This window comes from Microbacterium sp. AZCO, assembly GCF_039614715.1.
Taxonomy (GTDB): Bacteria; Actinomycetota; Actinomycetes; order Actinomycetales; family Microbacteriaceae; genus Microbacterium.
Window position 1 is genome coordinate 1892963 of sequence record NZ_CP154857.1, and the last position, 24843, is coordinate 1917805.

Annotated in this window: 25 protein-coding genes and 1 tRNA gene; 7 read left to right on the forward strand and 19 right to left on the reverse strand. The window is 71.6% G+C overall.

All coding sequences use genetic code 11. The features are described 5' to 3' along the window. Positions 1 to 88: 88 nt before the first annotated feature. Positions 89 to 793, forward strand: a complete 705-nt coding sequence (locus tag AAIB33_RS08880) for a hemolysin III family protein (RefSeq protein WP_345803410.1) — start codon at positions 89 to 91, stop codon at positions 791 to 793. Between the two features lie 85 nt (positions 794 to 878). On the opposite strand, the gene AAIB33_RS08885 is transcribed toward AAIB33_RS08880, so the two are convergent. Continuing rightward, positions 879 to 1178 (reverse strand): hypothetical protein, encoded by a 300-nt coding sequence (locus AAIB33_RS08885; RefSeq protein ID WP_345803176.1) that lies wholly within the window; start codon positions 1176 to 1178, stop codon positions 879 to 881. A gap of 65 nt (positions 1179 to 1243) precedes the next feature. On the opposite strand from AAIB33_RS08885, the gene AAIB33_RS08890 reads away from it, so the two are divergent. After that, positions 1244 to 1633, forward strand: a complete 390-nt coding sequence (locus AAIB33_RS08890) for a DUF4307 domain-containing protein (RefSeq protein ID WP_345803177.1) — start codon at positions 1244 to 1246, stop codon at positions 1631 to 1633. Positions 1634 to 1775: 142 nt separating this feature from the next. Beyond that, entirely contained in the window at positions 1776 to 2267 is a 492-nt protein-coding gene (gene greA / locus AAIB33_RS08895; protein ID WP_345803178.1) for a transcription elongation factor GreA, read from the forward strand. A 65-nt stretch (positions 2268 to 2332) separates the two neighbouring features. Here greA and ilvA read toward each other — a convergent pair whose 3' ends face one another. Continuing rightward, complete coding sequence (gene ilvA / locus AAIB33_RS08900; protein ID WP_345803179.1) at positions 2333 to 3571, reverse strand: threonine ammonia-lyase; 1239 nt, start codon at positions 3569 to 3571, stop codon at positions 2333 to 2335. After that, positions 3568 to 4758: an AI-2E family transporter gene (locus AAIB33_RS08905; protein WP_345803180.1), complete on the reverse strand. Its 1191-nt coding sequence runs from the start codon at positions 4756 to 4758 to the stop codon at positions 3568 to 3570. Before AAIB33_RS08905 ends, ilvA begins: the two co-directional genes overlap by 4 nt. Positions 4759 to 4838: 80 nt before the next feature. On the opposite strand from AAIB33_RS08905, the gene AAIB33_RS08910 reads away from it, so the two are divergent. Both AAIB33_RS08910 and AAIB33_RS08915 read left to right on the forward strand, forming a co-directional pair. After that, a complete protein-coding gene (locus AAIB33_RS08910) occupies positions 4839 to 6158 on the forward strand; it encodes a crosslink repair DNA glycosylase YcaQ family protein (RefSeq protein ID WP_345803181.1) in 1320 nt (439 codons plus the stop codon). Then, positions 6155 to 7063 (forward strand): hypothetical protein, encoded by a 909-nt coding sequence (locus AAIB33_RS08915; protein ID WP_345803182.1) that lies wholly within the window; start codon positions 6155 to 6157, stop codon positions 7061 to 7063. The genes AAIB33_RS08910 and AAIB33_RS08915 overlap by 4 nt, the downstream gene beginning before the upstream one ends. A 21-nt stretch (positions 7064 to 7084) precedes the next feature. Here AAIB33_RS08915 and AAIB33_RS08920 read toward each other — a convergent pair whose 3' ends face one another. From AAIB33_RS08920 to AAIB33_RS08990, 15 genes are all read right to left on the reverse strand, one after another. Beyond that, entirely contained in the window at positions 7085 to 7972 is an 888-nt protein-coding gene (locus tag AAIB33_RS08920; RefSeq protein ID WP_345803183.1) for a M48 family metalloprotease, read from the reverse strand. Positions 7973 to 8076: 104 nt separating this feature from the next. Then, a complete protein-coding gene (locus AAIB33_RS08925) occupies positions 8077 to 8646 on the reverse strand; it encodes a LemA family protein (protein WP_345803184.1) in 570 nt (189 codons plus the stop codon). A 60-nt stretch (positions 8647 to 8706) separates the two neighbouring features. Beyond that, entirely contained in the window at positions 8707 to 10020 is a 1314-nt protein-coding gene (locus AAIB33_RS08930; protein ID WP_345803185.1) for a D-arabinono-1,4-lactone oxidase, read from the reverse strand. Continuing rightward, entirely contained in the window at positions 10017 to 11252 is a 1236-nt protein-coding gene (locus tag AAIB33_RS08935; protein ID WP_345803186.1) for an amino acid deaminase/aldolase, read from the reverse strand. Before AAIB33_RS08935 ends, AAIB33_RS08930 begins: the two co-directional genes overlap by 4 nt. A 342-nt stretch (positions 11253 to 11594) precedes the next feature. Then, positions 11595 to 11668: transfer RNA gene (locus AAIB33_RS08940), tRNA-Leu, on the reverse strand. Beyond that, entirely contained in the window at positions 11659 to 13041 is a 1383-nt protein-coding gene (locus tag AAIB33_RS08945) for a glycosyltransferase (RefSeq protein WP_345803187.1), read from the reverse strand. The genes AAIB33_RS08940 and AAIB33_RS08945 overlap by 10 nt, the downstream gene beginning before the upstream one ends. Beyond that, a complete protein-coding gene (gene wecB / locus AAIB33_RS08950; RefSeq protein WP_345803188.1) occupies positions 13038 to 14342 on the reverse strand; it encodes a UDP-N-acetylglucosamine 2-epimerase (non-hydrolyzing) in 1305 nt (434 codons plus the stop codon). Before wecB ends, AAIB33_RS08945 begins: the two co-directional genes overlap by 4 nt. Positions 14343 to 14422: 80 nt before the next feature. Next, a complete protein-coding gene (locus tag AAIB33_RS08955; RefSeq protein ID WP_345803411.1) occupies positions 14423 to 15856 on the reverse strand; it encodes an FAD-dependent oxidoreductase in 1434 nt (477 codons plus the stop codon). Positions 15857 to 15901: 45 nt separating this feature from the next. Then, positions 15902 to 17317, reverse strand: coding sequence for a S8 family serine peptidase (locus AAIB33_RS08960; RefSeq protein ID WP_345803189.1), 1416 nt, complete (start codon positions 17315 to 17317; stop codon positions 15902 to 15904). After that, the gene (locus tag AAIB33_RS08965) at positions 17314 to 17829 is read right to left on the reverse strand and encodes a DUF501 domain-containing protein (protein WP_345803190.1); all 516 of its coding nucleotides are present in this window, start codon (positions 17827 to 17829) and stop codon (positions 17314 to 17316) included. The genes AAIB33_RS08960 and AAIB33_RS08965 overlap by 4 nt, the downstream gene beginning before the upstream one ends. A 37-nt stretch (positions 17830 to 17866) precedes the next feature. Continuing rightward, on the reverse strand, positions 17867 to 18433 hold the full coding sequence (locus tag AAIB33_RS08970) for a septum formation initiator family protein (protein ID WP_345803191.1): 567 nt from the start codon (positions 18431 to 18433) through the stop codon (positions 17867 to 17869). Positions 18434 to 18523: 90 nt separating this feature from the next. Then, positions 18524 to 19804 (reverse strand): phosphopyruvate hydratase, encoded by a 1281-nt coding sequence (gene eno, locus AAIB33_RS08975; protein ID WP_345803192.1) that lies wholly within the window; start codon positions 19802 to 19804, stop codon positions 18524 to 18526. Between the two features lie 135 nt (positions 19805 to 19939). After that, a complete protein-coding gene (locus AAIB33_RS08980; protein ID WP_345803193.1) occupies positions 19940 to 20608 on the reverse strand; it encodes an O-methyltransferase in 669 nt (222 codons plus the stop codon). 46 nt (positions 20609 to 20654) lie between these two features. After that, entirely contained in the window at positions 20655 to 21665 is a 1011-nt protein-coding gene (locus AAIB33_RS08985; protein ID WP_345803194.1) for a DUF1648 domain-containing protein, read from the reverse strand. Then, entirely contained in the window at positions 21655 to 22011 is a 357-nt protein-coding gene (locus AAIB33_RS08990) for a GntR family transcriptional regulator (RefSeq protein ID WP_345803195.1), read from the reverse strand. Before AAIB33_RS08990 ends, AAIB33_RS08985 begins: the two co-directional genes overlap by 11 nt. Positions 22012 to 22045: 34 nt before the next feature. Between AAIB33_RS08990 and AAIB33_RS08995 the strand changes: the two genes are divergently transcribed. Beyond that, the gene (locus AAIB33_RS08995) at positions 22046 to 22570 is read left to right on the forward strand and encodes a DUF4442 domain-containing protein (protein WP_345803196.1); all 525 of its coding nucleotides are present in this window, start codon (positions 22046 to 22048) and stop codon (positions 22568 to 22570) included. Positions 22571 to 22631: 61 nt separating this feature from the next. On the opposite strand, the gene AAIB33_RS09000 is transcribed toward AAIB33_RS08995, so the two are convergent. Further along, a complete protein-coding gene (locus tag AAIB33_RS09000; protein ID WP_345803197.1) occupies positions 22632 to 23441 on the reverse strand; it encodes an SGNH/GDSL hydrolase family protein in 810 nt (269 codons plus the stop codon). Between the two features lie 133 nt (positions 23442 to 23574). Here AAIB33_RS09000 and AAIB33_RS09005 point away from each other — a divergent pair, with 133 nt between their 5' ends. Next, positions 23575 to 24825: an amino acid permease gene (locus AAIB33_RS09005; RefSeq protein ID WP_345803198.1), complete on the forward strand. Its 1251-nt coding sequence runs from the start codon at positions 23575 to 23577 to the stop codon at positions 24823 to 24825. The last annotated feature ends 18 nt before the right edge of the window (positions 24826 to 24843 follow it).

A 24843-nucleotide genomic window follows, 5' to 3' on the forward strand; every position in this document is an offset into this window, starting at 1 on the left:
CGTACTGCGTAGGGAATACACAGCGCCGTAGGCTTCTCGCGTGGACCGTTCGCCCGAGAGTTCGCCGCCGCTCGACGACGGCGTGGAGATGCCGCAGCTTCCTCTGATCGAAGCCGCCGAGGCGAGCGCGCAGACCGAGCTCAAGCCGACCTGGCGCGGCTGGATCCACGCCGCCACCTTCCCCGTCGCGATCGCGGCCGGCATCGTGCTCATCGCGCTCGCCCAGGGACCCGCCGCCAAGTGGGCGTGCGCCGTCTTCATGCTCACGTCGCTGCTGCTCTTCGGCAACTCCGCCCTGTACCACCGGTTCAACTGGAAGCCGAGGACCAAGGCGATCCTGAAGCGGATCGACCACGCCAACATCCTGCTGCTGATCGCGGGGACCTACACGCCGATCGCGACCCTCGCCCTCCCGCCGCAGCAGGGCGCGCTGCTGCTGATCCTCGTGTGGAGCGGCGCACTCCTCGGCATCCTTTTCCGGGTCTTCTGGATCCACGCGCCCCGCTGGCTCTACGTCGCCCTCTATCTCCTGCTGGGGTGGGCGGCCGTCATGTACGTGGTTCCGCTGTTCCAGGCCAGCGCGGCCATGATGATCCTCGTCGCCATCGGCGGCCTGCTGTACACGGGCGGCGCGATCGTCTACGCCCTCAAGCGCCCGAACCCGTGGCCGGGGCACTTCGGCTTCCACGAGATCTTCCACGTCTGCACGGTGCTGGCGTTCCTCTGCCACTGGGCGGCGTGCGCGATCATCGCGCTGCATCCGTTCTCGCCGTCGCTCGGGCTTCCGGCCTGACGACGACAGGATGCCGCAGGCCCCGGCATCCGCTGGCCATCGCTACCGGCCCGACGACGACAGGATGCCCGGGCCCGGGCATCCGCTACGCCTTGGGGTCGATGTCCTCGGCGTCCGTCTCGGTCGCCTCGGCGGCCCGTTCGCCCTGCCGCGCCGCCGCCTCTTCCGCATCCAGCTCCTCGTCGACCTCGGAGCGGATGCGCGCGCGGCGGATGCGGCGCATCATGTCCCACACCAGGACGATGACGACGAGCGCCAGGAAGGCGATCACGACGAAACCCCAGGGGCCGGGCGTCACCAGGTCGGGGTCGACCGCCGGCGTCGGGGTGGGCGTGGGGGTCGCGGTCGAGGCCGCACTCAGGAGTGCGGCGAACGCTGCGTGCATCGGGTCCTCGTTCCGCGGAGCGCTTAGCCTGGAGTCTCCAGCCTAATTCGCCCGACGGGACCACCATGACGACGCAGCAGATGCTCGACGAGCGGTACGGCCGCACGCGCCGAGGAGGCCGTCGCGGGCTGATCGCGGTCATCGTCGTCGCGGTCGTCGTGGTCGTGGCCTTCGCCTGGATGACCGTGGCCGGCGCGCTCATGTCGGTGGATGCCGACACGACGGGCTTCCAGATCGTCGACGAGCACAGCGTCGTGCTCGAGTTCCAGATCTCCGCCCCCGCTGGATCGCCGGTCGCGTGCGCCATCGAGGCGCAGGATGTCGAGCACGGCGTCGTCGGGTGGAAGGTCGTCGAGATCCCGGCATCCGAGACGCACGCACGCGCTTTCCGCGAGACGATACCCACCGTCGCAGAGGCGACGACGGGTTTGGTCAACTCGTGCTGGGTGCCGTAGTCTGACCGGACTGAAAGCAGACGCCCTGGCTGGAGCCGGGGCGTCTCGGCTTATCCGCCTCACCCTGCTCGTTCCCCAGAGGGGCGGAACCGCGGAAGATATCGCGCTGCGCAAGCACCGCCCTAGAAAGAAGGAGACCGACGTGTCCAACGACGCTCCCGAGACCTTCCTCACGCAGGACGCGTACGACCGTCTCGCCGCTGAGCTCGAGCATCTCTCGACCACGGGCCGCGAGGAGATCGCGAAGCGCATCGAGGCCGCTCGCGAAGAGGGCGACCTGAAGGAGAACGGCGGCTACCACGCGGCGAAGGACGAGCAGGGCAAGCAGGAGGCGCGCATCCGCACCCTCCAGTCGCTCCTCAAGAACGCCAAGGTCGGCGAGGCGCCGGAGAGCACCGGCGTCGTCGAGCCCGGCACCGTCGTGACGGCCGAGGTCGCCGGCGGCGAAGAGGTCTTCCTGCTCGGCAACCGCGAGATCGCGGCCAACTCGAAGCTCGACGTGTACAGCGAGGCGTCCCCCCTGGGCGAGGCGATCCTCGGCCTCAAGGAGGGCGACGAGACCTCCTACACCGCCCCCAACGGCCGCCAGATCTCCGTCAAGGTGATCAAGGTCGAGACCTACGCGGGGCAGTAGCCCGTCCATCAGACGAAGGGAACGGGGTCCGGCGTGCCGGGCCCCGTTCGCCATGACGGCGCCGATCAGTCCGGCATGACGGTCGGGAAGTAGCCGGCCTCGCGCAGCGTCGCGATGACGTGCGCGCGGTGCTCCTCGCCGCGCGTCTCGACGCTGAGCTGCAGGATCACCTCGCTGATCTGCAGCCCCTGACCGTGACGCGTGTGCAGCACCTCGATGACGTTGGCCCCCGCCTGCGCGAGCAGCTCCGAGACTCGGGCGAGCTGCCCGGGCCGGTCGGGCAGCGGGATCTGCAGGGTCATGTAGCGTCCGGATGCCGCGAGCCCGTGCGCGACGACGCGCTGCAGCAGCATCGGGTCGATGTTGCCGCCGGAGAGGATCGAGACGGTCGGCCCGGTCCCCTGCACCTTCCCCGCGAGGATCGCGGCGACCCCGACGGCGCCGGCCGGCTCGACGACCTGTTTGGCGCGCTCGAGCAGCACGAGGAGGGCGCGGGCCAGGTCGTCCTCCGTCACCGTCACGACCTCGTCCACGAGGTCGTGGATGATCGAGAAGGGCAGATCGCCCGGCCGCGCGACGGCGATGCCGTCGGCGATCGTGGGGCGCGTCTCGACCTCGACGGGATGCCCGAGCGCGAGCGAGGTCGGATAGGCGGCCGAGTTCTCGGCCTGGACGCCGATGACCCGCACCTCGCGGCCCTCGGCCGCGGCCAGCGCCTTGACGGCCGCCGCGACGCCCGCCGCGAGCCCGCCGCCCCCGATGCCGACGAGCACCGTCTCGAGGCCCGGCAGGTCGCGGTAGATCTCGAGGCCGAGCGTGCCCTGGCCGATGATGATGTCGCGGTGGTCGAACGGATGGATGAGCACGGCACCGGTGCGCTCGGCGAACTCGGCCGCGAGGCGCAGCGGCGTCTCGACGGTCGCGCCCTCGAGGATGACGTCGGCGCCGTACCCCCGTGTCGCGAGGAGCTTGGGCACCGGCACGCCGAGCGGCATGAAGATCGTCGCCGGGATGCCGAGCGCCTGCGCCGCGAGCGAGACGCCCTGGGCGTGGTTGCCGGCGGACGCCGCGACGACGCCGCGCGCCCGCTCCTCCGCCGTGAGCCGGGAGAGACGGTAGGCCGCGCCGCGGATCTTGAACGAGCCGGTGCGCTGCAGGTTCTCCAGCTTGAGGTGAACGGGCACGCCGAGCAGCTCCGAGAGGTGCTGGGACTCGTCGAGCGGGGTTCGGGTGATGACACCGGCGAGGGTGGCCGCGGCATCCTCGAATTCTGCGAGAGCCGGGGCGGTGGCGGAAAGACTCAAGCGGGTCTCCTTCTCGGGCGCGGGACTGTGGCCCAGATGTAGTCGCCGTGCGGCGGCGCGCCCGTCTGCCAGGCGCGGTCGCTGAGGTAGACGGCGACGACGTTGACGAAGGCGGCGATCGGCACGGCGAAGAGGGCTCCGGGGATGCCGGCGATCATGGCGCCGCCCGCGACGACGAGCACGACGGCGAGCGGGTGCACCTTGACGGCGGAGCCCATGAGCAGCGGCTGCAGGATGTGACCCTCGATCTGCTGCACTCCGAGCACGACGACGAGCATCCACAGCGCGATCCACGGCCCGTTGTAGACGAGGGCGAGGAAGACGGCGAAGGCGCCGGTGACCACGGCGCCGACGATCGGCACGAAGGCTCCGAGGAACACGAGGACCGCGATGGGGATGGCGAGCGGCACGCCGAGGAAGAAGGCGCCGAGCCCGATGCCTATCGCGTCGATCGTCGCGACGAGCAGCTGCGTGCGCGCGTAGTTGACGAGCGTCACCCAGCCCGCACGGCCCGCGCCGTCGACGGCGGGACGCGCCTTGCGGGGGAAGAGCCGCGTCGTCCACTGCCAGATGCCGCCGCCGTCGGCGAGGAGGCACAGCAGGATGAAGAAGGACAGCAGCACGCCCGTCGCGATGTGGCCGACCGTGGTGCCGAGCGCGAGAGCCCCCGACCAGAGCAGGGAGGCCTGCTCCTGGAGGAACTGGAGCGACTGCGCGAGCACGTCGTCGATCTGCTGAGGAGTGAGGTGGAGCGGTCCGTCGATGAGGTACTGGCGCAGCTCCTGCACGGCGGCGACCGTGCGGTCCTGGACGCTCGACCACTCGCGCGTGGTCTGCCACACGACGAGCCAGACGAGGCCCGCGATGACCGCGATCGCCCCGACGGCGCAGATCACGAGCGCGAGCCATCGCGGGAAGCGATGCCGCATGAGGAATGTGAACGCGGGCCACAGCAGCGCCGTGATGAGCACCGAGACGAGGAGCGGGATGACGAGGAGCTTCAGCTGGATGACGAGCCAGATGCCCACGCCGAGGGCGGCGGCGATCACCAGGAACCGCCAGGCGTAGGCGGTCGTGAGGCGCAGTCCGTGCGGGACCGACGGGGCCAGATCGGTCGAGACGACGCGGGTGCGATCGCGCACTGCATCGAACAGCGAACCGCGGGGCTTCTCGTCAGGGCCGCTCATCCGCCCAGTCTAGATGGAGCCGGAAATGCCCCCTCTCCCCCCTTGACGCCGCTGTCGGAGGGCGTCGTTAGGCTTGCCGCGTGAAGGAGAAGCTGAGTCTCGCCGAGGCGCGTCGGATTGCGCTGGCGGCCCAGGGCTTCGCACGAGCTCGTCCGGACTCTGCCGGAACGAGGCAGCTCAACCTCGCGATCACGCGCATGGCGACACTGCAGATCGACTCCGTCAACGTCTTCGCCCGCTCGCACTACATGCCGCTGTTCTCGCGCGTCGGCGCGTATGACACTGCCGCACTCGACCGTCTGCTGTTCGCGCGGCGGCCGCCGTACGTGGAGTACTGGGCGCACGTCGCGTCGTTCATCCCCGCGACGGACTGGTCGCTCTTCCGCTTCCGCATGGAAGAGATGCGCGCCCGGTACACGGCCCGCGACGACGGCTGGTTCTCGTCGAACCGGGAGATCGTCGAGTGGGTGCGCGCCGAGCTGGCGGCCCGCGGACCGCTCCGACCCGCTCAGATCGAGCACGACGTGCAGGAGGTGCGCCGCGGGCCCTGGTGGGACTGGGACGTCGTCAAGCGCGCGCTCGAGCACCTCTGGGTGTGCGGCGAGGTGGCGATCGCCGGACGCCGGGGGTTCGAGCGGCGATACGGACTCGCGGAGCACGTCATCCCCGCCGACGTTCTCGCCGCGCCGGTGGCCCGGCCGGACGCCATCCGGGAGCTCGTGCGCCGCGCCGCGGTCGCGTACGGAGTCGCGACGGCATCCGACCTCGCCGACTACTGGCGCATCCGCGACCGCAAGGCGATCCTCGCCGCCGTCGGCGATCTCGTCGACGCCGGCGAGCTGCGCCCCGTGACGGTCGAGGGCTGGACGACGGCGGGACGACCCGCGAAAGCCTGGATGCACGCCGATGCAGCCCTCCCCCGCCGCATCGACGCGACCGCGCTGCTGACGCCGTTCGATCCCGTCGTGTGGTTCCGCGAGCGGGCGGAGCGCCTGTTCGACTTCGAGTACCGCATCGAGATCTACACCCCCGCGCCGCAGCGCCGCTTCGGCTACTACTCCCTGCCCGTGCTCGTGGGCGACGACGTCGTGGGCCGCGTCGACCTCAAGGCCGATCGGGCGAGGTCGACCCTGCTCGTGCAGTCGGCGTGGTGGGAGCACGGCAGGCCGATGGATGCCGCTGCACGCCTCTCCGACGAGTTGCGGCTCGCAGCGCGCTGGCAGGGCCTGGAGCACATCTCGGTCTCGCGCTGGGGCGATGCCGTCGATGACCTCGCCGATGTGCTCACCGAGGCGCGTCGGCATGACGCGGGCCCCGATGCGCCCGTCGCCCTCGCCGACGACGAGCCCGGCGCCGACTTCGCCGAGGAGTCCGTGCTCGACCTGGCCGGCAGCGCGTGAGACGCGGAGTCGTCGTCGGCCTGGTGATCGCCGCGGTCGCGATCGTCGTCGGGGGCGGCGCCGTGTGGTGGATCCTCTCCCGGCCCAGCGGGCCGGAGACGACGGCTTCCGCCTACCTCGAGGCCCTCGCGGCCGGGGACGGGCCGCGCGCGCTGTCCTACGTCGAGGCGCCGGAAGGCGACGACGTGCTTCCGTCTGCGTACGAGGGCGCTGACGAGTACGTCTCCGATCCGGTCGTCGATCAGGTGTCCGAGACGAACGGCGGCGCGACGGCCGACGTCCGGTTCCGACTCGACGGCCGCGAGCGGAGCGCGACCCTCCCCCTCGTCCAGCGCGATGGGCGGTGGCTCGTGGGCGCCGCAGGGCTCGGCACGGTGACGGCCACCACGACGATCGGCGATCACGTCCGGGTCGGCGCGGCGACGATCCCGGCCGGCGAGGAGGTCGCCCTGCTGCCGGCCGTCTACCCCGTGTCGGCGGCGCCGGCAGGGCTCCTCGACGGTTCGGCACGCGTGCTCGTGCTCCCCGGCGCCCAGGGCGATGCGGCCGTCGATGCGTCGGTCTCGAGCGAGGCGACGCGACTCGCCCAGAAGCAGCTCGACGGCTATGCGTCGGAATGCACGCAACCCGCGTCGAGCGTCCCCGAGCACTGCGGGCTGCGGGTGCCCTGGGCCGCCGACCTCGCGACTCTCACGTCCATCGCGTTTCGCGTCGAGCAGACGCCCCAGGTCGCGCTCTCCCCCGACCTCCGCACGTTCGCCGCGACCGGCGGCATCGTCGTCGCGACCGCGACGGGCACGACTCGCGCAGGCGAGACGGCCTCCTTCACCTATCGCGCCGACGACTGGACGCTGCGCGGAACCGTCGAGCTCACGTCCGACGGCATGCAGCTCGCGGTCGGCTGACGCGGCGGACGCGGCATCCCGTCAGAACTCCCCGCCGATCTTGTGCAGCCGCTCGATGCGGTCGGCGAGCGGCGGATGCGTCGAGAAGAGCCGCTCGAGGGCGTTGGGGCGCAGCGGATCCGCGATCCAGAGATGCGCCATCGAGGTGTTCGGCCGTCGGAGCGGCCGGCCGTGCTCCTGGAGCTTGCCCAGCGCGGAGGCGAGGCCGTCGGGATCGCGGGTCGTCATGGCGCTCGTGGCATCGGCGAGGTATTCGCGCTGGCGCGAGATCGCCGCCTGCACGGCGCCGGCGAGCAGCGGGGCGACGACCGCCGCGACGAGCCCGAACACCAGGAAGATGAGCTGCGCCTGGGAGTTGCCGCCGCGCCGCCCGCCGCCGAAGAACGCGAACCGCAGCAGCATGTCGGCGAGGATGCCGACCGCCACGACGAGTCCGAAGACGATGAGCGACACCCGGATGTCGTAGTTGCGGATGTGACCCAGTTCGTGGCCGAGCACGCCCTCGAGCTCTCGGTCGGTCATGAGCTCGAACAGGCCCGTCGTCACCGTGATCGACGCCTGCTCCGGCGTGCGACCGGTCGCGAACGCGTTGGGCGCGGCGTCCTCCACGACGTAGAGCTTCGGCATCGGTGTGCCGGTCGTGATGCAGAGGTTCTCGACGAGGCGGTAGTACCGCGGCGCATCGGCCTGTGAGACCTCGAAGGCGCCCGCCATCGCGATCGCCTCACGGTCGGCGAAGAAGTACTGGAACGTGGCGTAGCCGGTCGCGAACAGCAGGATGAAGCCCGTGACCCACCAGTTGTTGCCCATGAGCCAGCCGGCGAGCACACCGACGCCCGCGATCAGCAGGATGAACGCGATGAGGATGAACCACGTGTTGCGCTTGTTGCGCGCGATCGCCGAGTACACGTCAGGTTCCCGGCGTCGAGCGAGGAGCGAAGCGACGATACGAAACGCCCCTCACGGCGGAGGGGCGTTTCGGGTCGCATCGCTCGCTCAACGACCGGGTCCGGTCAGAACTGGACTCTGGGCGGCTCGGAGATCGCGGCGCCGTCGACGACCTCGAAGAACTCGCGCTCGTCGAAGCCGAGATTGCGGGCGAACAGGTTGTTGGGGAACACCTTGACCTTGGTGTTCAGCTCCCGCACACCGCCGTTGTAGAAGCGGCGGGACGCCTGGATCTTGTCCTCGGTGTCGACGATGGACTGCTGCAGCTGGAGGAAGTTCTGGCTCGCCTGCAGCTGCGGATAGGCTTCGGCGACCGCGAAAAGCGACTTGAGCGCCTGCTGCATGTGACCCTCGGCGACGCCCGCTTCGGCGGGCCCGCCCGCAGACAGCGTCTCGGCGCGGGCGCGCGTGACGTTCTCGAAGACGGCCTTCTCATGGGCCGCGTAGCCCTTGACCGCTTCTATGAGGTTCGGCAGCAGATCCGCTCTGCGCTTGAGCTGCACCGTGATGTCGCTCCAGGCTTCATCGACGCGCACATTCAACTGCACGAGCGAGTTGTACGTCGCCCACAGGTAGATGCCGACGACGAGCACCAGCGCCACGACGATCAGGACAGGGATCAGCCACTCCCACATAGGGCACATCCTACCCAGCGGGGCCCCGCCAGTCGGGAACCGGAGGACACTCCCAGCCGACTACTCGCCGAGCACGCGCTCCAGGTACGGGTTCTGGAAGCGGCGGTCGGGGTCGAGTCGGTCGCGGAGGGCGGTGAAGTCGTCGAAGTGCTCGTAGCGCTCCCGCAGGATCGAGGCATCCAGTGTGTGCATCTTGCCCCAGTGCGGACGCCCGCCGAACGACAGCATGATCTGCTCGACGGCCTCGAAGTACTCCGCGGGGTCCTCGCGCCAGTAGCGGTGCACCGCGATGTAGCCCGATGCCCGGCCTTGGGCCGTCGACATCCACAGGTCGTCGGCCGCCGCGAAGCGCACCTCGACGGGGAACGAGATGCGCCAGCCGCGCTCGTCGATGAGCGCGCGCATCGCCTCGAACGCCGGCCGGACGTTCTCGGCGGGCAGGGCGTACTCCATCTCGCGGAAGCGCACGTCGCGGTTCTGCGTGAAGACGCCGGTCGAGGCATCCGTGTACTCGCGGTTGCCCGTGAGCTTGACGGCCAGGCGGCTGAACGACGGGACGATGGCCGGGATCACGGCGCCCGTCGCGCACACGGCGCGGTACAGGCCGTTGGAGAGGAGCTCCTCGTCCATCCACTTGCCGACGCGCGGGAGGGGATGCCGCGGCGCGTCGCCCGGCAGGCGCGTGTTGGTCTTCGTGAGGGCGACGTCGGTGTGCGGGAACCAGTAGAACTCGAAGTGGTCGGCCTTCGCGACGCGGCTGTCGAGGTCGGCGAGCACGTCGGCGAGCGGCTCGGGGCGCTCGACGGCGTGCATCACGAACGCATCGACGCACTGCACGGTCACCTCGACGAGGACGCCGAGGGCGCCGAGCCCGGGGGCGACGGCGGGGAGCAGCTCGCTGTTCTGCGTCTCGTCGACCGTCAGGAGATCACCGGATGCCGTCACGAGCGTCGCTCCGACGATCTGCGTCGCGATGCCGCCGAACCGCGCGCCGGTGCCGTGCGTGCCGGTCGAGATCGCCCCCGAGATCGACTGCCGGTCGATGTCGCCGAGGTTCTGCATCGCGAGACCGTGCGGCGCGAGGAGCTTCGGGATCTGGTGGAGTCGCGTGCCGGCCAGCATGCGGACGCGCTTGCGGTCGCGGTCGATCTCGACGATCCCGGTGAGGTCGTCGAGCTCGAGGAGTGCTCCGGGTGCGACCGCGATGCCGCTGAAGCTGTGGCCCGCGCCGATCGGCTTCACCGTCATGCGGTTGGCCTGCGCGGCCAGAACGGCGCGCTGCACCGCCTGGATGGAGCCGGGTCGCTCGACGCGGAGCGGGCGCACGCGCTGCGAGCGCCCCCAGTTCTGCCACTCGCCGCCTGGTCGGGTCACAGGAAGGCCTTCCCTTCGCCTCGATACGTCGGCACCTCGCCGACGCGCCGGTCGCCCTCGACCAGCACGAACTTCTCCACCCGCTCCGACAGCTCGCCGCTCTTGGCGTGCCGGAACCAGACGCGATCGCCGACGCGCAGGGCGCGGGCCGCGTCGCCGCGGAGCGGCGTCTGCACCTCGCCGGCGCCTTCGCGCGGCATCGTCGAGAGACCCTCGGGCCACACGGGGGCCGGCTGTCGGGATGCGACGGGCGGGCCCGACGCGATCCAGCCGCCGCCGAGCACTGTCGCGATGTCGGGGGCCGGCTTGCGCACGACCTCCATCGAGAACGCGGCGGCGGGGGCGGGGTCGAATGCGCGGTAGCCGTCGAAGAGCCGGCCCGCGAGCAGGCCGCTTCCCGCGGTGATCTCGGTGACGGCGCGATCGGATGCCGTGAGCTCGAGCGACCCCGTGCCGCCGCCGTTGACGAACTCGAGCGGTGCGATCCGCGTGAGGGCGTCGACGATGGCGCCGCGGCGCTCGAGCAGCTCGTGCCCGGAGCGGCGCTGCATCCAGCGGATGACGGCATCCCCCGACCCCGTCGCATCGCCCTGGCCGGCGATCTGGGCCTCGTACATCATGAGGCCCACGAGCCGGAAGCCGGGGCGGTCGACGATGAGCCGTGCCAGGTTCGCGACCTCGCCCGGGTCGTGGACGGGCGAGCGGAAGACGCCGATGTGGCCGAGGCCCGGTGCGCGCCAGGATGCGTCCGCGTCGATCGCGACCCGGATCTCGGCCCGGCGCGACGGCGGCACGACGGAATCGACCACGTCGAGCTGCGCGATGTCGTCGACCATCAGCGTGACGCGCGATGCCGCGACCTCGTCCGCCGCGAGGCGCGCGAGGGCCGCGCGGTCGACCGACGGGTAGCCGACGACGACGTCGTCGTGGGTCTCGGCGAGCCAGAGCGCCTCGGGCAGCGTGAACGCGAGGATGCCGGCATAGCCGGGGAGCGCGAGCGTCGCGTCGATGACCTCGCGGATGCGGACGGACTTGCTCGCGACGCGGATGGGGACCCCCGCGGCCCGCACGACCATGTCGAGCGCGTTGTACCGCAGCGCATCGAGATTCAGGGCAGCGACGGGACCGGAGAGGTCGGCGATCGCAGCCGTCATCCCGGGCCAGTACGCGGCGGGATGCGACCAGGGCTGAGCCTCGGCGGACCGGGGTGCCGCCAGGAGATCGAGGGTCATCGGGGTTGTCCTCTCGCGCACACCTCCGTGCGCATCGGTACAGCCTAAAGCCCGGCGACGCGCGGCTCCGACCGGCTGTGAGGTGTTGCGGGGCCTGGGCACAGCGATTCACAGGTGAAACGCAGTTCCACAACGCGTGACACGCAGTCCGACCAGTGTGCGGGGGTCCCTCGCAGCGCCTCCGGCGGTGCCGGACCGTACCCCGCCGGGACTCGTCCCCACCGCCACTCCACGCGCCGCTTCGCGTCGCGCGGAGCCTCCGGCGGCGTGGGCCCGCCCGGACCCGTGTTCTCGCCGACGGCGGCGGTACGGCCCGACAGCGCCTCCGGCGGTGCCGGACCGTACCCCCGCCGGGACTCGAACCCGGACTGGAGCGGGTTTAAGCCGCCTGCCTCTGCCGATTGGGCTACGGGGGCGAGTCGGCGGGTGCCGCGGACTCGCCGCTCAGACTATCCGCACTGCGCAGCACCGGAGCATCCGCGTCATCCGCCGCCTCCCGTGGCGTCTTCGCCCAGGAGGTGCGACCGCTCAGCTGCCGGACGACCGAGACGGCCAGCGCGCCGAAGGTGAGCCACGAGTACACCGTGTACGGGATCACCTGCACGATCGCGACGAACGGCGAGTACCACCGTCCGCCGCGGAGCACGAGCGTCGCGACGCCGGGACCGAACGACAGCCCGAGGAAGATGATGAGCACCCACCAGTACGACGGCCGATACGGCACCTGATCGATGAGCGACTCGATCACCGAGACGACGAGCGCGATGCCCGTGAGCAGCTGGAGGGGCGGCGTGATGAGGTAGTAGATCGAGTCGAGCCGGGCGAAGAAGGGCAGCCGCGGGCGGAACACGCCCCCGAGCAGCGACAGCGCCTGCCAGTTGCCCTGCGCCCAGCGCACGCGCTGCCGGTAGAGCCGGCGGACCGAGTTGAGCCCCTGCTGATTGATCGAGACGCGGTTCTCCTGAACCCCCGCCCAGCCGGCCTGGATGAGGCGCACGCCGAGATCCTGGTCCTCCGTGAGGCGGTCGCGCCACGGCCCCGAGCCGTCGTCGATCGAGGCGAGGGCGGAGAGCCGGTTGAACTGGCCGTTGCCGCCCATGTTGGCGATGCCCCACCAGGCGCGCCCGGCCTGGAAGACGAGGCCGAACGAGGAGAACTCCACGTCCTGCGCCCACGTGAGCCAGCCGCGCCGGTTGTAGATGCGCACCAGCACCTGGACTCCTCCGACCCCGGCGTCGCCGAAGTGGAAGGCGACGGCCTCGGGGGCGAGCGGATCGAGGCGTCCGTCGGCGTCGACCACTCCGACGATCACGCGATCCTCGGTCCAGGTCGAGTAGCGCGGGTCGGCGGCGATGAAGGCACGGGCGTCGCGATAGGCCGCGTTGAGGGCCGCCGCCTTCCCCTTGCGAGCCTCGGGCGGCGTCCGCGTCAACACGTGCAGGCGGGGATCGTCGATGCCGGCGAGGATCTCGCCGGTGCGGTCGTCGGAGCCGTCGTCGATGACGAGGAACACCGCGTTCGTCGCGCGCGTCGCGCGCAGCCGCGCGACCGAGTCGGCGATGGTCACCTCCTCGTTGAGGGCGGGGACGAGGAAGACCCACAGGAAGTCCGACTCGGTCGGGCCTCCCCCACGCTCGGCGAGACGCCGCACCCGGCGGCGGAACCGATGACCGAGGATCAGCAGCACGACGACCGAGCCGATCGAGGCCAGGATGACGACGAGCGTGACCCAGAAGAGCGTCTGCACCCACAGCGGCAGGCCCAGGAACAGCTCGTCGATGACGGTCATCCGGCCCAGCCCTCCGGCCAGCCGCCCTCGAATCCGATCTGTTCGCTGTCGCGGCCACCCGCGCGCAGCACGGCGCTGCGCGCGAAGCCCGGACCGAACGAGGTCGGCGCCTCCGTCGAGTAGGCGATGTACTCGAGCGCCTTCACGATGCGCTCGGCCGCATGTCCGTCGCCGTAGGGGTTGCGGCGGGCACGACGGTCGGCCAGCTCGGCCGGATCGTCCAGCAGCCGGCGCGCGGCCTCGATGATGTCGACCGTGTCGGTGCCGACGAGCTCGACCGTGCCCGCCGAGACGCCCTCCTGCCGCTCGGTCGTGTCGCGGACGCACAGGACCGGCGTGCCGAGCGAGGGCGCCTCCTCCTGGATGCCGCCCGAGTCGGTGATGGCGAACGTCGCGCGGCGCAGCAGGCGCGCGAACTCCGCATAGCCCATCGGCGCGACGAGCGAGACGTTGTCGTGCCCGAAGAGACGCCCGCGCAGGACATCGGCGACCTCGGGATTGGGATGCAGCGCCACGACGAACCGCACGTGCGGGTACTGGTCGGCGAGGAGCCCGACGGCGTCCGCAATGCGCGACAGCGGCTGGCCCCAGTTCTCGCGGCGATGCGCCGTGACGGTGACGACGGGCGTCGTGCCCTCGTCGTCCTCGAGGTCGGCGAGGAGCGGATCGGTGTACGGGGTGCGGTGCTCGGCGGCGATCCGCAGCGCGTCGATCGCGGTGTTGCCGGTCACGAACACGCGTGCGTAGTCGATGCCCTCGCGGACGAGGTTCGCCTTGTTGTTGATCGTCGGGGCGAGGTGCAGCGCCGCGATCCGCGAGATGAGCTGCCGGTTGAGCTCCTCGGGGAAGGGCGACAGCGTGTCGGAGGTGCGCAGACCCGCTTCGACGTGCACGACCGGCAGGTGCCGGTGGAACGCCGTGAGCGCCGCGGCCGCCGCGCTGGTCGTGTCGCCGTGCACGAAGCAGGCGCTCGGGTACCCCTCGGGGTAGGGCGCGACGTTCGCCTTGCGGGGCGGCCCGAACCTGTCGAGCAGGAACTGGTTCAGGTCGAGCATGACCTTCGCGAACAGGTCGTTGAGGCCGCGCGGCCCCTTCGGCATGTCGAATGTCACATCCGGCGTGATGCCGTCGATCGCGAGCACCTCGGCGACCAGCTCGGCATGCTGCCCTGTCGAGACGACGATCGGATGGAACCACTGGCTGTCGCGGACCGCCGCGATGAGCGGCAGCATCTTGATCGCCTCGGGGCGTGTGCCCACGACGAACAGCGCGTTGAGATTTTCGCTTCCCTCGGGAGCCACAGCCGGAGACTATCGGCTGAGCCGGCTCCCGTCACGAAAAGCGCGACACGGGATGCCGAAGCATCCCGTGTCGCGTCGATTCAGCGTGCGGCGGCGACCTTCTCGCCCGCCTCCGCGGCAGGCTTGGCGTCGGCGGCCTTCGCCTCGACGGGCTTCGCGTCCGCCTTGGGCTCGACGGCCGGTGCCGGCTGCGCGGGCCGCGGGCGCGCCGCGAACTCCTCGAAGACGTAGCGCGGGTTCTGCACGGTCTGCAGGTTGACCATGTCGCGGCCGAGCCAGAAGTTGTTCCACCAGCCCCACAGCACGCGCCACTTGCGCTCCCAGGAGGGCATGGCCAGGCCGTGGTAGCCGCGGTGGGCGAGCCACGCGATCCAGCCCTTGAGGGCGAAGTTGCCCGACTGGAAGACGCCGACCCACAGCCCGAGGCCCGCGACGGCGCCGAGGTTCTTGTGGTAGTACTCGCGGGGCGTCTCGCCGCGGAGGACCGCGACGAGGTTCTTCGCGAGGAGCTTCGCCTGGCGCACGGCGTGCTGCGCGTTGGGTACGCAGTAGCCGCCGACGCCGCCGCCCGACAGGTCGGGCACGGCCGAGACGTCGCCGGCCGCCCACGCGCCCTCGACGATCTCGTCCTCGGAGCCCACACGCAGATCGGCGCGCGTGCGGATGCGGCCGCGCTCCTCGACGGGGAGGTCGCCGCCGCGCACGACGGTGGGGTTGGCCATGACGCCGGCGGTCCAGATGATGAGGTCGGTCGGGAGCACCTCGCCCGTGGAGAGCTCGATGTTGCCGTCGACGGCGCCGGTGACCTGCGTCTCGAGGTGCACGTAGGCGCCGCGGTTCGCGAGGTTCTTGAGCACCCACTCGCTGGTCTTGAGCGAGACCTCGGGCATGATGCGGCCCATGGCCTCGATGAGGTGGAAGTGCGTGTCGTCGAACGTGAGCTCGGGGTACTCGGCGACGAGCGACGAGGCGAGCGAGCGGAGCTCCGCGAAGACCTCGATGCCGGCGAAGCCGCCGCCGACGACGACGACCGTGAGCAGGCGGTCGCGCTCGGGCCCGGGAGGAAGCGTCGCGGCGCGGTCGAAGTTCGACATCAGGCGGTCGCGGATGGCGACGGCCTCCTCGATCGTCTTGAGGCCGATCGCGTTGTCGGCGATGCCCGGAATCGGGAACGTGCGCGACACCGCGCCCGCGGTGACGACGATCTGGTCGTACTCCACCTCGTAGGGCGCAGCCAGTTCGGGGGTGATCGTCGCCGTCTTCGTGGCGTGGTTGATGCCCGTGACCTTCGCCGCGACGACCTTCGTGCGCTTGAGGTGGCGGCGCAGGGCGACGACGGCGTGACGGGCCTCGATGGAGCCGGCCGCGACCTCGGGGAGGAACGGCTGGTAGGTCATGTAGGGCAGCGGGTCGACGATCGTGACCTCGGCTTCACCCTTGCGGAGATGCTTCTCGAGCTTCCACGCGGTGTAGAAGCCGGCGTAGCCACCGCCGACGATGAGGATCTTGGGCACAGTGCTGTTCGCGGTGCTGGACACGGTGAGAGGAACTCCTCGGGTTCATCGGCTCGGCGGCCCCGGAGAGCGCGCCATACGGATGCGTCGGACAGCAGCGGTGACGCCGAGCGCCACCAGTATAGCCGTGACGGTGGCCGCCCCGAGCGGAAGGCTGCCGTACAGGAGGGTCTGGGTCGACGGCAGCAGCGGCGAGACCTGTGCGGTGACCGGATCGGCCGGCGGGAGCTGGTCGATCGTCACGGGCGACGCACTGGGCTGCGGCGCGGGATCGGCCGCCGCGCGACGGTAGAGCCGGATCCAGTCCTGCAGGCTCCCCATCGGGTTGGTCGCGACGCGCGGAACGGATGCCGAGACGGCGGCCGCGGCATCCACCAATCCGTATCCGTACAGCGGATCGGGCACGGCGGTCGCGCCGGCCGCCGGGCGCGCCGTCTTGATGATGCGGTTGATGACGTTGGCCGCGTCGAGCTCGGGATGCGCCGCCCGGACGAGCGCCGCGATGCCGGCCACGATCGGCGCAGCGCCGCTCGTGCCGTTCCAGAGGACGAGGCTGCCGTCGGCCGAGACGCCGACGAGGTCTTCGCTCGGTGCGGAGACGCCGATTGTGATGCCCTGCGTCGAGGCCTCGACGCTCGCCTTGCCCTGCGGGTCGACGCCCGCGACCGTGAGGACGCCCGGGATCGTGGCGGGAGCCCCGACGCGGGTCGTGCCGCTTCCCCGGTTGCCGGCCGCGACCACGACCACGACGTCGTGCTGGAAGGCGTAGAGGAACGCCTCGTCCCAGCTCTCGTCCCAATCGGGGGTGTTGGTGGTGAGCGAGAGGTTGATGACCTTCGCGCCGTTGTCCACCGCCCAGTGCAGCGCCTCGGCGATCTGGTCGGTGAAGGGCACGGCGGCGCCGGATCCGAAGCCGACGGAGACCGAGAGCAGCTGCGCCTCCGGTGCGACGCCGATCATGCCGGTCCCGGGGCCGGTTCCGCGGGCCGCGGCGAGCGAGGCGACCCAGCTGCCGTGATTGGCGTCGACGGCGCCCACGGGCGTGCGGCCGTCGGGAGTGCCCTGTCCCGAGACGTCGGTTCCGCCGACGACGGCGCCCTCGAACTCGACGGGGCCCTTGCCGATGCCCGTGTCGACGATCGCGATCTTCACGCCCGCGCCGCGGGTCGTCGCCCACGCCGTGCGGATCCCGTAGTCGTCGAGCCAGTACTCGGCGGACCGCACCTGATCGTCGGCGGAGGCCGCGACAGCGGAGAGGGATGCCGCCTGCCCGGCGCCCCGCGGAGACGCCGGCTCTCCAGCGAGCTGCGGAGACGCGTGGAGCTCGGCGCCCTGCGGGGACGCCTGGAGCCCGGCGGCGCGCACCGCCAGCACGCTCGCCGCGGCCGGCGCGATCGTGAGCGCGCCCGCGAGGAGGGTCGCGAGCGCCGCCCCGAGGGTTGCGCCGACGAGGCGTCTCACCCCGCGGCCCCCGGCTGGGCGCACACGCAGCGCTCCGGCGACCAGGTCGAGAGCGCCAGCGCCCTGTCGCCGATCGGGTTGACCCCGGGGCCGGCGGCGAGCGCGTGGGCCGCGAGCGCGTGCAGGCACTTGACGCGCGTCGGCATGCCTCCCGCGGATATGCCGTCGATCTCCTCGACCTCGCCGAACAGGGCACGGTCGCGGAGATACGCCTCGTGCGCCGCGGTGTAGGCCGCCGCGACGTCCTCGTCGGCGAGCTCCTCGGCCAGCACAGGCATGACGTGATCGGCCTCGAGCATCGACATGGCGGCGGTCGCGGCGGGGTGCGAGAGGTAGTAGAAGGTCGGGAACGGCGTTCCGTCGGGGAGGCGCGGGGAGGTGGCCGCCACCGTGGGATTGCCGCAGACGCAGCGGGCCGCGATCCCGACGACGCCGCGCGCGGGCCGTCCGAGCTGCTCGCGGAGCACCGCGAGATCGGCGTCGCTGACGGGCGGGAAGGGCGGCGTGGTCACCCCGAAAGGCTACCGTCGCACGCTGGAGAGCGGCTGATCAGCCCGCCGTGGGCGTCGCGCCCGGCGTGCCGGAGGGCGACTGGTCGGGCACGCCGATGCTCGGGGTCGTCGTGACGGTCTGGGCGAGGCCCGCCTCCGTCACGGAGCGCACGAGCTGCGTCATCCAGTCGGTCTTCGTCTCGACGACCTCGTCACTCACCGGCGCCGCCTCCTGCGGCACCTGCGCCGCGGTGAGGTCGTTGTCGACGAGATAGACGACCTCGCCGGGCTTGACGTAGTACAGCCTCTCCCGCGCCTGCGTCGTGATGTACGCCGGATCCCGCCACCGGTCGCGCTGCGCCTGGAGGTCGGCGACCTCCTCCTGGCTGAGCTTCACCGACGCCGCGAGCGCGGCGATCTGCTGGCGCTGGTCGACGTAGGTGCCGATCGTCGGCACGAGCACGAACGCGGCGAGCACGACGAGGCCGAGCATGATGACCATGAAGCCCGAGAGACGGATGCCGCCGAGCCACTCGCGCACGTCGACCTGACGCCGCTCGCGGACCGGGCGCTCCGACCGCGGCGGCCGGCGGGTACGAGAAGGGGGAGCCGCCCCAGTGGCCACGGCTCCCCCTCTCGTCGGCCGGTCGTGAGGGTTTCCGCCCGCTCTCGCGGGCCGTTCCTCAGCCGGCTCTTCGTCACTCTGTCGGTGCGCTCAGCCCTTGTAGCGGGGGAACGCTCCGCGACCCGCGAAGACCGCGGCGTCGCCGAGCTCTTCCTCGATGCGCAGAAGCTGATTGTATTTCGCGACGCGCTCGCTGCGGGCGGGCGCGCCGGTCTTGATCTGACCCGCGTTGACCGCGACCGCGAGGTCGGCGATCGTGGTGTCCTCGGTCTCGCCCGAGCGGTGCGAGAGCATCGAGCGGTAGCCGTTCTGCGTCGCGAGGGCGATCGCGTCGAGCGTCTCGGACAGCGTGCCGATCTGGTTGACCTTCACGAGGAGCGCGTTGGCGACGCCGAGGTCGATGCCGCGCTGGAGGCGCTCCGGGTTGGTGACGAAGAGGTCGTCGCCGACGAGCTGGACCTGCGTGCCGATCTTGTCGGTGAGGGCCTTCCAGGCATCCCAGTCGTCCTCGGCGAGGGCGTCCTCGATCGTGACGATCGGGTAGTTCGCGACGAGGTCGGCGAAGTAGTCGGTGAGCTGCTCGGCCGACCAGGCCTTGCCCTCGACCGTGTAGACGCCGTCCTTGAAGAACTCCGTGGCGGCCACGTCCAGGCCGACGGCGATGTCCTGGCCGGGCGTGAATCCCGCCTTCTCGATCGCCTTGATGAGGAAGTCGAGGCCCTCGCGGTTGCTGGGGAGGTCGGGCGCGAAGCCGCCCTCGTCGCCGAGACCGGTCGCGAAGCCCGCGGCCTTCAGCTCGCCCTTGAGGACGTGGTAGACCTCGGTGCCCCAGCGGAGCGACTCGGCGTACGTCTCGGCGCCGATCGGCGCGAGGAAGTACTCCTGGAAGTCGATGCCGTTGTCGGCGTGCTCGCCGCCGTTGATGACGTTGAACAGCGGCACGGGCAGGACGTGCGCGTTGGGTCCGCCGAGGTAGCGGAAGAGCGGCAGGTCGGCCGAGTCGGCGGCGGCCTTCGCGACGGCGAGCGAGACGCCGAGGATCGCGTTGGCGCCCGTGCGCGACTTGTTCTCGGTGCCGTCGGTCTCGATGAGGATCTCGTCGACGATGCGCTGCTCGCTCGCCTCGACCCCCTCGATCGCCGGCCCGAGCTCGTCGATCACGGCGGCGACGGCCTTCAGCACGCCCTTGCCGCTGTAGCGCGACTTGTCGCCGTCGCGCAGCTCGTACGCTTCGAAGGCGCCGGTGGACGCGCCCGAGGGGACAGCCGCACGCTGCACGGTTCCGTCGTCGAGGAGCACCTCCACTTCGACGGTCGGGTTGCCGCGCGAGTCGAGGATCTCGCGCGCGTTGACTGCCTCGATAAGTGCCACGGAGGACTCCTTGTTTCGTGGAGAGTGGGCTTGTGGATCACGGAGCGTCGTCGGTCCGCGACTGAGTCTAGTGATGCGGGATGCCGCGGCCAGAGGCTGTTGCCCACCATGTCGGGCTTCGCGGGTGGACGACCGTCAGACGACGAGGGCGATCGCGACGCCGTCCCAGCCTTTCGCGTCGAGCGTCTGCAGCGCCGTCGCGTCGAAACGCGGGTCGCGGGCGAGCAGTTCGAGCCCGCGCTGCGTTCCGATGACCTGCGGCTCCATCGCGGCCGGATCGGCGACTCGTCCACCGCGGCCCACGTTGTCGACGACGACGACGGTGCCCGGATGACCCAGCCTCGCCGCCCAGTCGAGATAGACGGCGTTGGACTCCTTGTCGGCGTCGATGAACACGAAGTCGAACGGCTCGTCGTCGACGAGCGTCGGCAGCACGTCGGCGGCGCGCCCGAGCCGGATCTCGACCTTGCCGCCGACACCCGCGCGGTCGAGGTTGGCGCGGGCGACCTCGGCATTGCGCGGCTCGGCCTCGATCGTCACGACCTGTCCGTCGTCCGGGATGCCGCGGGCGAGCCAGATCGTCGAGTATGCGCCCAGCGTGCCGATCTCGAGCACACGCCGCGCGTGGGACATGCGGGCGAGCAGGTGCAGGAGCTTGCCGTTGACCGGCGCCACCTCGATCGCGGGGAGCCCCGCCGCTCCCTGATCGGCGACGGCCGCATCGAGCGCGGAGTCGTGCCCCACGAGGGTGTCGGCGAAGTAGGCGTCGAGACGCCGCCAGGCGTCGGGAGTCGGGTCGGCCATGGGCTTCAGCCAACCGTCGCCGGCGACGTCCGTCAACCCTGCGAGATCAGCGAGCGGCGGTCGTCCGGGAGCGCGCGGCGAGCGCCTCGAGCAGCGCGGCGCCCGTGGCCGCGTCGTCGACGCTCACGACGAACCGGCGCTTCTCCCCGCGCCAGACCTCGATCGCCTCGCCCGCGCGCATGACGATGCCGAAGCGGCCAGGGACGAGTCGGATGCCCCACCCGCCGAACTCTCCCATGGGGGCGACCTCGACGGCCGCCGCACGCGCGACCTCGCCGAGCGGTACGCGGAAGCGCGGGAGGCCCAGCACCGACCGCACCTCGAGCCCGGACTCGTCGACGCGCACGTGGAAGGCGACGGTGGTGGCGGAGAGCACGACGAGGATCACCGTGACGCCCGCGAGGATCCACACGAGACCCGCCTCGGCGCCGGAGAGGTAGGCGGCGACCGCGGTGATCGCGACCAGGAGCGTGCCGAGCGCGATGGCCGCCGTCGCGCCGCGGCCGAGGGAGGTGGTCCGCATCCACACCGCGCGCTCCCCCGGTCGCAGCGTGATCGGGGTCGCGGGGAGCGTCGTCGGCGCGGGCTGGTCGACGTGCGGCTGGAGGAACCAGCCTGCGACGCCCGCACCGGCACCGGCGAGGACCGCGCCGATGATGGCCGGCCACACGGCCTCGACGTCGCTCGCGTCGGCGAGGCCGACCTGCATCACGAGGAGCCACGTCAGCATGACCCCGAGGAACGCGGCGAGCCCGAGCGACGTCGCCCCCATGAAGCGGTAGGTGGGTCCGCCGTGCCCGCGGCGCAGTCCGGGCAGGCTCGCGAGCGACAGCAGCAGCGGCAGACCGCCGGCGAGCAGGAGCGTCATGACCGGGTACAGCCAGGGACTCGCGAATCCGTCGGCGACACCCTGTGCGCTCCAGTGCACGGCGACGGGGTCGGGCACCCGCGGGAGCACGACGAGCTGAGTGACGACGGCGACGACAGCGAGCACGACGGGGAGCACGACCCCGACGAGGACGAAGCGGGACAGGGCGCGCGAACGGTCAGCGGCCATCGGCGGTCTCCTTCACGAGAGAGGCGAGAGTGTCCGGCGAGAGCCCCAGACGACGCGCTTTGGCGGCAAGGGCGACGACGTCGGCATGGAGCTCGGCGAGGGGGGTGGCGGCATCCGTCACGGTCGCGCCCCTCCCCCGTCGCATCTCGACGAGACCCTCGTCGCGCAGCTCCTGGTACGCCCGCAGGACGGTGTGGAGGTTCACCCCCAGCGCGCCGGCCACGTCGCGGGCCGCGGGGAGCCGGTCGCCGGGACGCAGTCGCGCCGCCGCGAGGTCGGCGCGGATCGACGCCGCGATCTGGTCGAAGATCGCGGCATCGCTCTGCGGATCGAGACGGATGAGCACGGGACTATTCTATAGCAACTAGAACAGTTGTGATGTGCCCACAATCGACGTGCGCAGCATCCATCGCCTTGGCACACTGTCGCGCATGCGCATCACCCCTCGACGGCTCGCGATCGGCATGAGCCTGTGGATCCCCAACCTCTTCAGCGGCATCCGGGTGAAGCGGTTCTCCGACGACTGGACGCGCGCGACCGTCGAGCTGCACGTCAACGTCTTCACACGCAATTACGTCAAGACGGCGTTCGGCGGGTCGATGTCGGCGATGACCGATCCCTACTTCTTCATGCTCGTCATGCACCAGCTCGGCCGGGACTACGTCGTGTGGGACACGCGCGGCGAGATCGAATTCCTCAAGCCGGGTCGGGGCGTTCTGACGGCCCGGTTCGAGGTGCCGCGCGAGAAGGCCGAGGAGCTGCGGGCGCGGGCGCGAGGCGGCGCCAGGGTGCTCGAGTGGTTCGAGACGGAGATCCGGGATGCCTCCGGCGACGTCGTCGCGCGGGTGCGGCGCGAGGTCTACGTGCGCGAGAAGCGGCGCGTCACCGAGGCCGCGGGGGTGTAGGTCGCTGCGAGAGGCCGCCGTCGGTCGGCGCGGCTGGGGGCGCCGCGCATGAGGGCTTCGGTCAGCTCGGGCTGAGCGGCGCCGCGGCGCTCGCCGCCGCGGCCACGACCGCGGGCAGGAGCGCGTCCGCCGTGCGGCGGTAGCCGAGGGCGCTCGGATGGAACCGGTCGACGCTGAACATCTCCTCGGGATGCGAGACGAACAGGTGCCCGACGGCTCTGCGCAGCGACACGGGCCGCGCGCCTGCGCGGAGTGCGGCCGATGCCTGCGCCATCGCGAGCCGGCGCGACTGCCGTCCGCCGAGTGCGCGGAGCGGCTGCGGCACGGGCCGGAGGGCCCCGAGGTCGGGACACGTGCCCACCACGACGCCCGCGCCGAGTCCGCGCAGTCGCGCGACGACGGCCTCGAGCTCCGCGGCCGACGCCGCGATGGGGATGCGATGCGTGACGTCGTTGCCGCCGACGACGATGACGGCCACGTGCGGGCGGTAGCCGGCGGGCAGGGCCTCGAGCTGCGCCGCGAGCATCGACGTCTCGGCGCCGACGACGGCGGCCGTGCGCAGCCGCACGGGGCGGTCCAGCGCGCGGGCGAGGCGCTTGGCGATCCGGGCGCCGAGGGTCTCCTTGCGGTGTTGCGCGCCGAGGCCCGCGGCGATGGAGTCGCCGAGCAGCAGCAGGTCGATCGGCTCACCGCCGAGCCCCCCGCGCCAGACGCGATCGGCATCGAGGGCCTCCTCGCCGAGCGGCTTGCCGATGCGGCGGCGGGCGATGGCCGCCTGCCGATCGAGCAGCGTGCGAGCCCCGACCACGACCGCGCTCACGCCCACGACCGTGCCCGCGGTCGTGAGGACGGCTGTCCGCGAACGGCTCACGGGCCGATTCGACGCCGTCCGGGTGAACGGCCGGTGACCGGCGGGCGGCACCGGCGTGCACGGCGGAATGCGCATCGGCTCGAGATGCGGCCCCCGGACGCCCGCCCACCGGGGCCGTCACTAGATTCGAGGAGTGAGCTCACCCGGCCTGACCCGACGCCTCGGACTCGGTGACGCCGTCTTCATCGGCCTGGGCTCGATGATCGGCGCGGGCGTCTTCTCGGCCTTCGCCCCGGCGGCTGCGGCGGCGGGGTCCGGACTCCTCATCGGGCTGGCCCTCGCGGCGATCGTCGCCTTCGGCAACGCGACGTCGTCGGCGCAGCTGGCCGCCGTGCACCCCACCTCGGGCGGCACGTACGCATACGGGCGGGCGGAGCTGGGACCGTGGTGGGGATTCATCGCGGGCTGGGGGTTCGTCATCGGCAAGACGGCGAGCTGCGCCGCCATGGCACTGACCTTCGCCGCGTATGCCGCCCCTGCCGGCTGGGAGCGGTCGGTCGCGATCCTCGCGGTCGCGGCGCTCATCACGGTCAACCTCTTCGGAGTCACGCGGACGGCGCAGCTCACCCGCGTCATCGTGGTCGTCGTGCTCGCGACTCTGGCCGTCGCCGTCACGGCGGGACTCTCGGCACCGGACTCCCCCGCCTGGTTGAGCGGAGAGGGTCTCACGGCGAGCGGCTGGTACGGCATCCTGCAGTCCGGCGGCCTGCTGTTCTTCGCCTTCGCGGGGTACGCGCGCATCGCCACGATGGGCGAAGAGGTCCGCGATCCCGCGCGCACGATCCCGCGCGCCATCATCCTCGCCTTCCTCGGAGCGCTCGTCGTCTACGCGGCGGTCGCCGTGACCGTGCTGTCGTCCCTCGGGCCGGAGGGTGCCGCGGCATCGACGGAACCGGTCGCGGCAGCCGTCGCCGCGTCCGGCTGGAGGTGGGCCGAGCCGATCGTGCGCATCGGCGCCGCGTTCGCGTCACTCGGAGCGCTCCTCGCACTCGTCGCGGGGATCGGCCGCACGAGCTTCGCGATGGCGCGCGAGGGCGACCTGCCCCGGTTCCTCGCGGCGGTCCACCCGCGGTCGCACGTGCCGCACCGCGCCGAGCTCGTGCTGGGCGCGGTCGTCATCGTGCTGGTGGCGGTCGTCGACCTCCGCGGCGCGATCGGCTTCTCGTCGTTCGGCGTGCTGCTGTACTACCTCGTGGCCAACATCGCGGCGTTCCGCCAGGGACGCGACGTGCGCCGCTATCCACGGGCGCTGCAGATGGTGGGCGGCGTGGGCTGCGTCATCCTGTCGATCACGCTCCCCTGGCAGAGCGTGCTGGCCGGCGTGGCGGTGGTGGTGGTCGGCGTCGTGTACCGCGCCGTGCGGCTGCGCGTTCAGCGCGCGTGAGAACACACTTTCCGCGCC

What these genes read in the sequence shown, in the direction of transcription:
- AAIB33_RS08880 (WP_345803410.1), top strand. Translation starts at nt 89, where the DNA reads ATGCCGCAGCTTCCTCTGATCGAAGCCGCCGAGGCGAGCGCGCAGACC.
- AAIB33_RS08885 (WP_345803176.1), bottom strand. Translation starts at nt 1,178, where the DNA reads ATGCACGCAGCGTTCGCCGCACTCCTGAGTGCGGCCTCGACCGCGACC.
- AAIB33_RS08890 (WP_345803177.1), top strand. Translation starts at nt 1,244, where the DNA reads ATGACGACGCAGCAGATGCTCGACGAGCGGTACGGCCGCACGCGCCGA.
- AAIB33_RS08905 (WP_345803180.1), bottom strand. Translation starts at nt 4,758, where the DNA reads ATGAGCGGCCCTGACGAGAAGCCCCGCGGTTCGCTGTTCGATGCAGTG.
- AAIB33_RS08925 (WP_345803184.1), bottom strand. Translation starts at nt 8,646, where the DNA reads ATGTGGGAGTGGCTGATCCCTGTCCTGATCGTCGTGGCGCTGGTGCTC.
- AAIB33_RS08935 (WP_345803186.1), bottom strand. Translation starts at nt 11,252, where the DNA reads ATGACCCTCGATCTCCTGGCGGCACCCCGGTCCGCCGAGGCTCAGCCC.
- AAIB33_RS08945 (WP_345803187.1), bottom strand. Translation starts at nt 13,041, where the DNA reads ATGACCGTCATCGACGAGCTGTTCCTGGGCCTGCCGCTGTGGGTGCAG.
- AAIB33_RS08980 (WP_345803193.1), bottom strand. Translation starts at nt 20,608, where the DNA reads ATGGCCGACCCGACTCCCGACGCCTGGCGGCGTCTCGACGCCTACTTC.
- AAIB33_RS08985 (WP_345803194.1), bottom strand. Translation starts at nt 21,665, where the DNA reads ATGGCCGCTGACCGTTCGCGCGCCCTGTCCCGCTTCGTCCTCGTCGGG.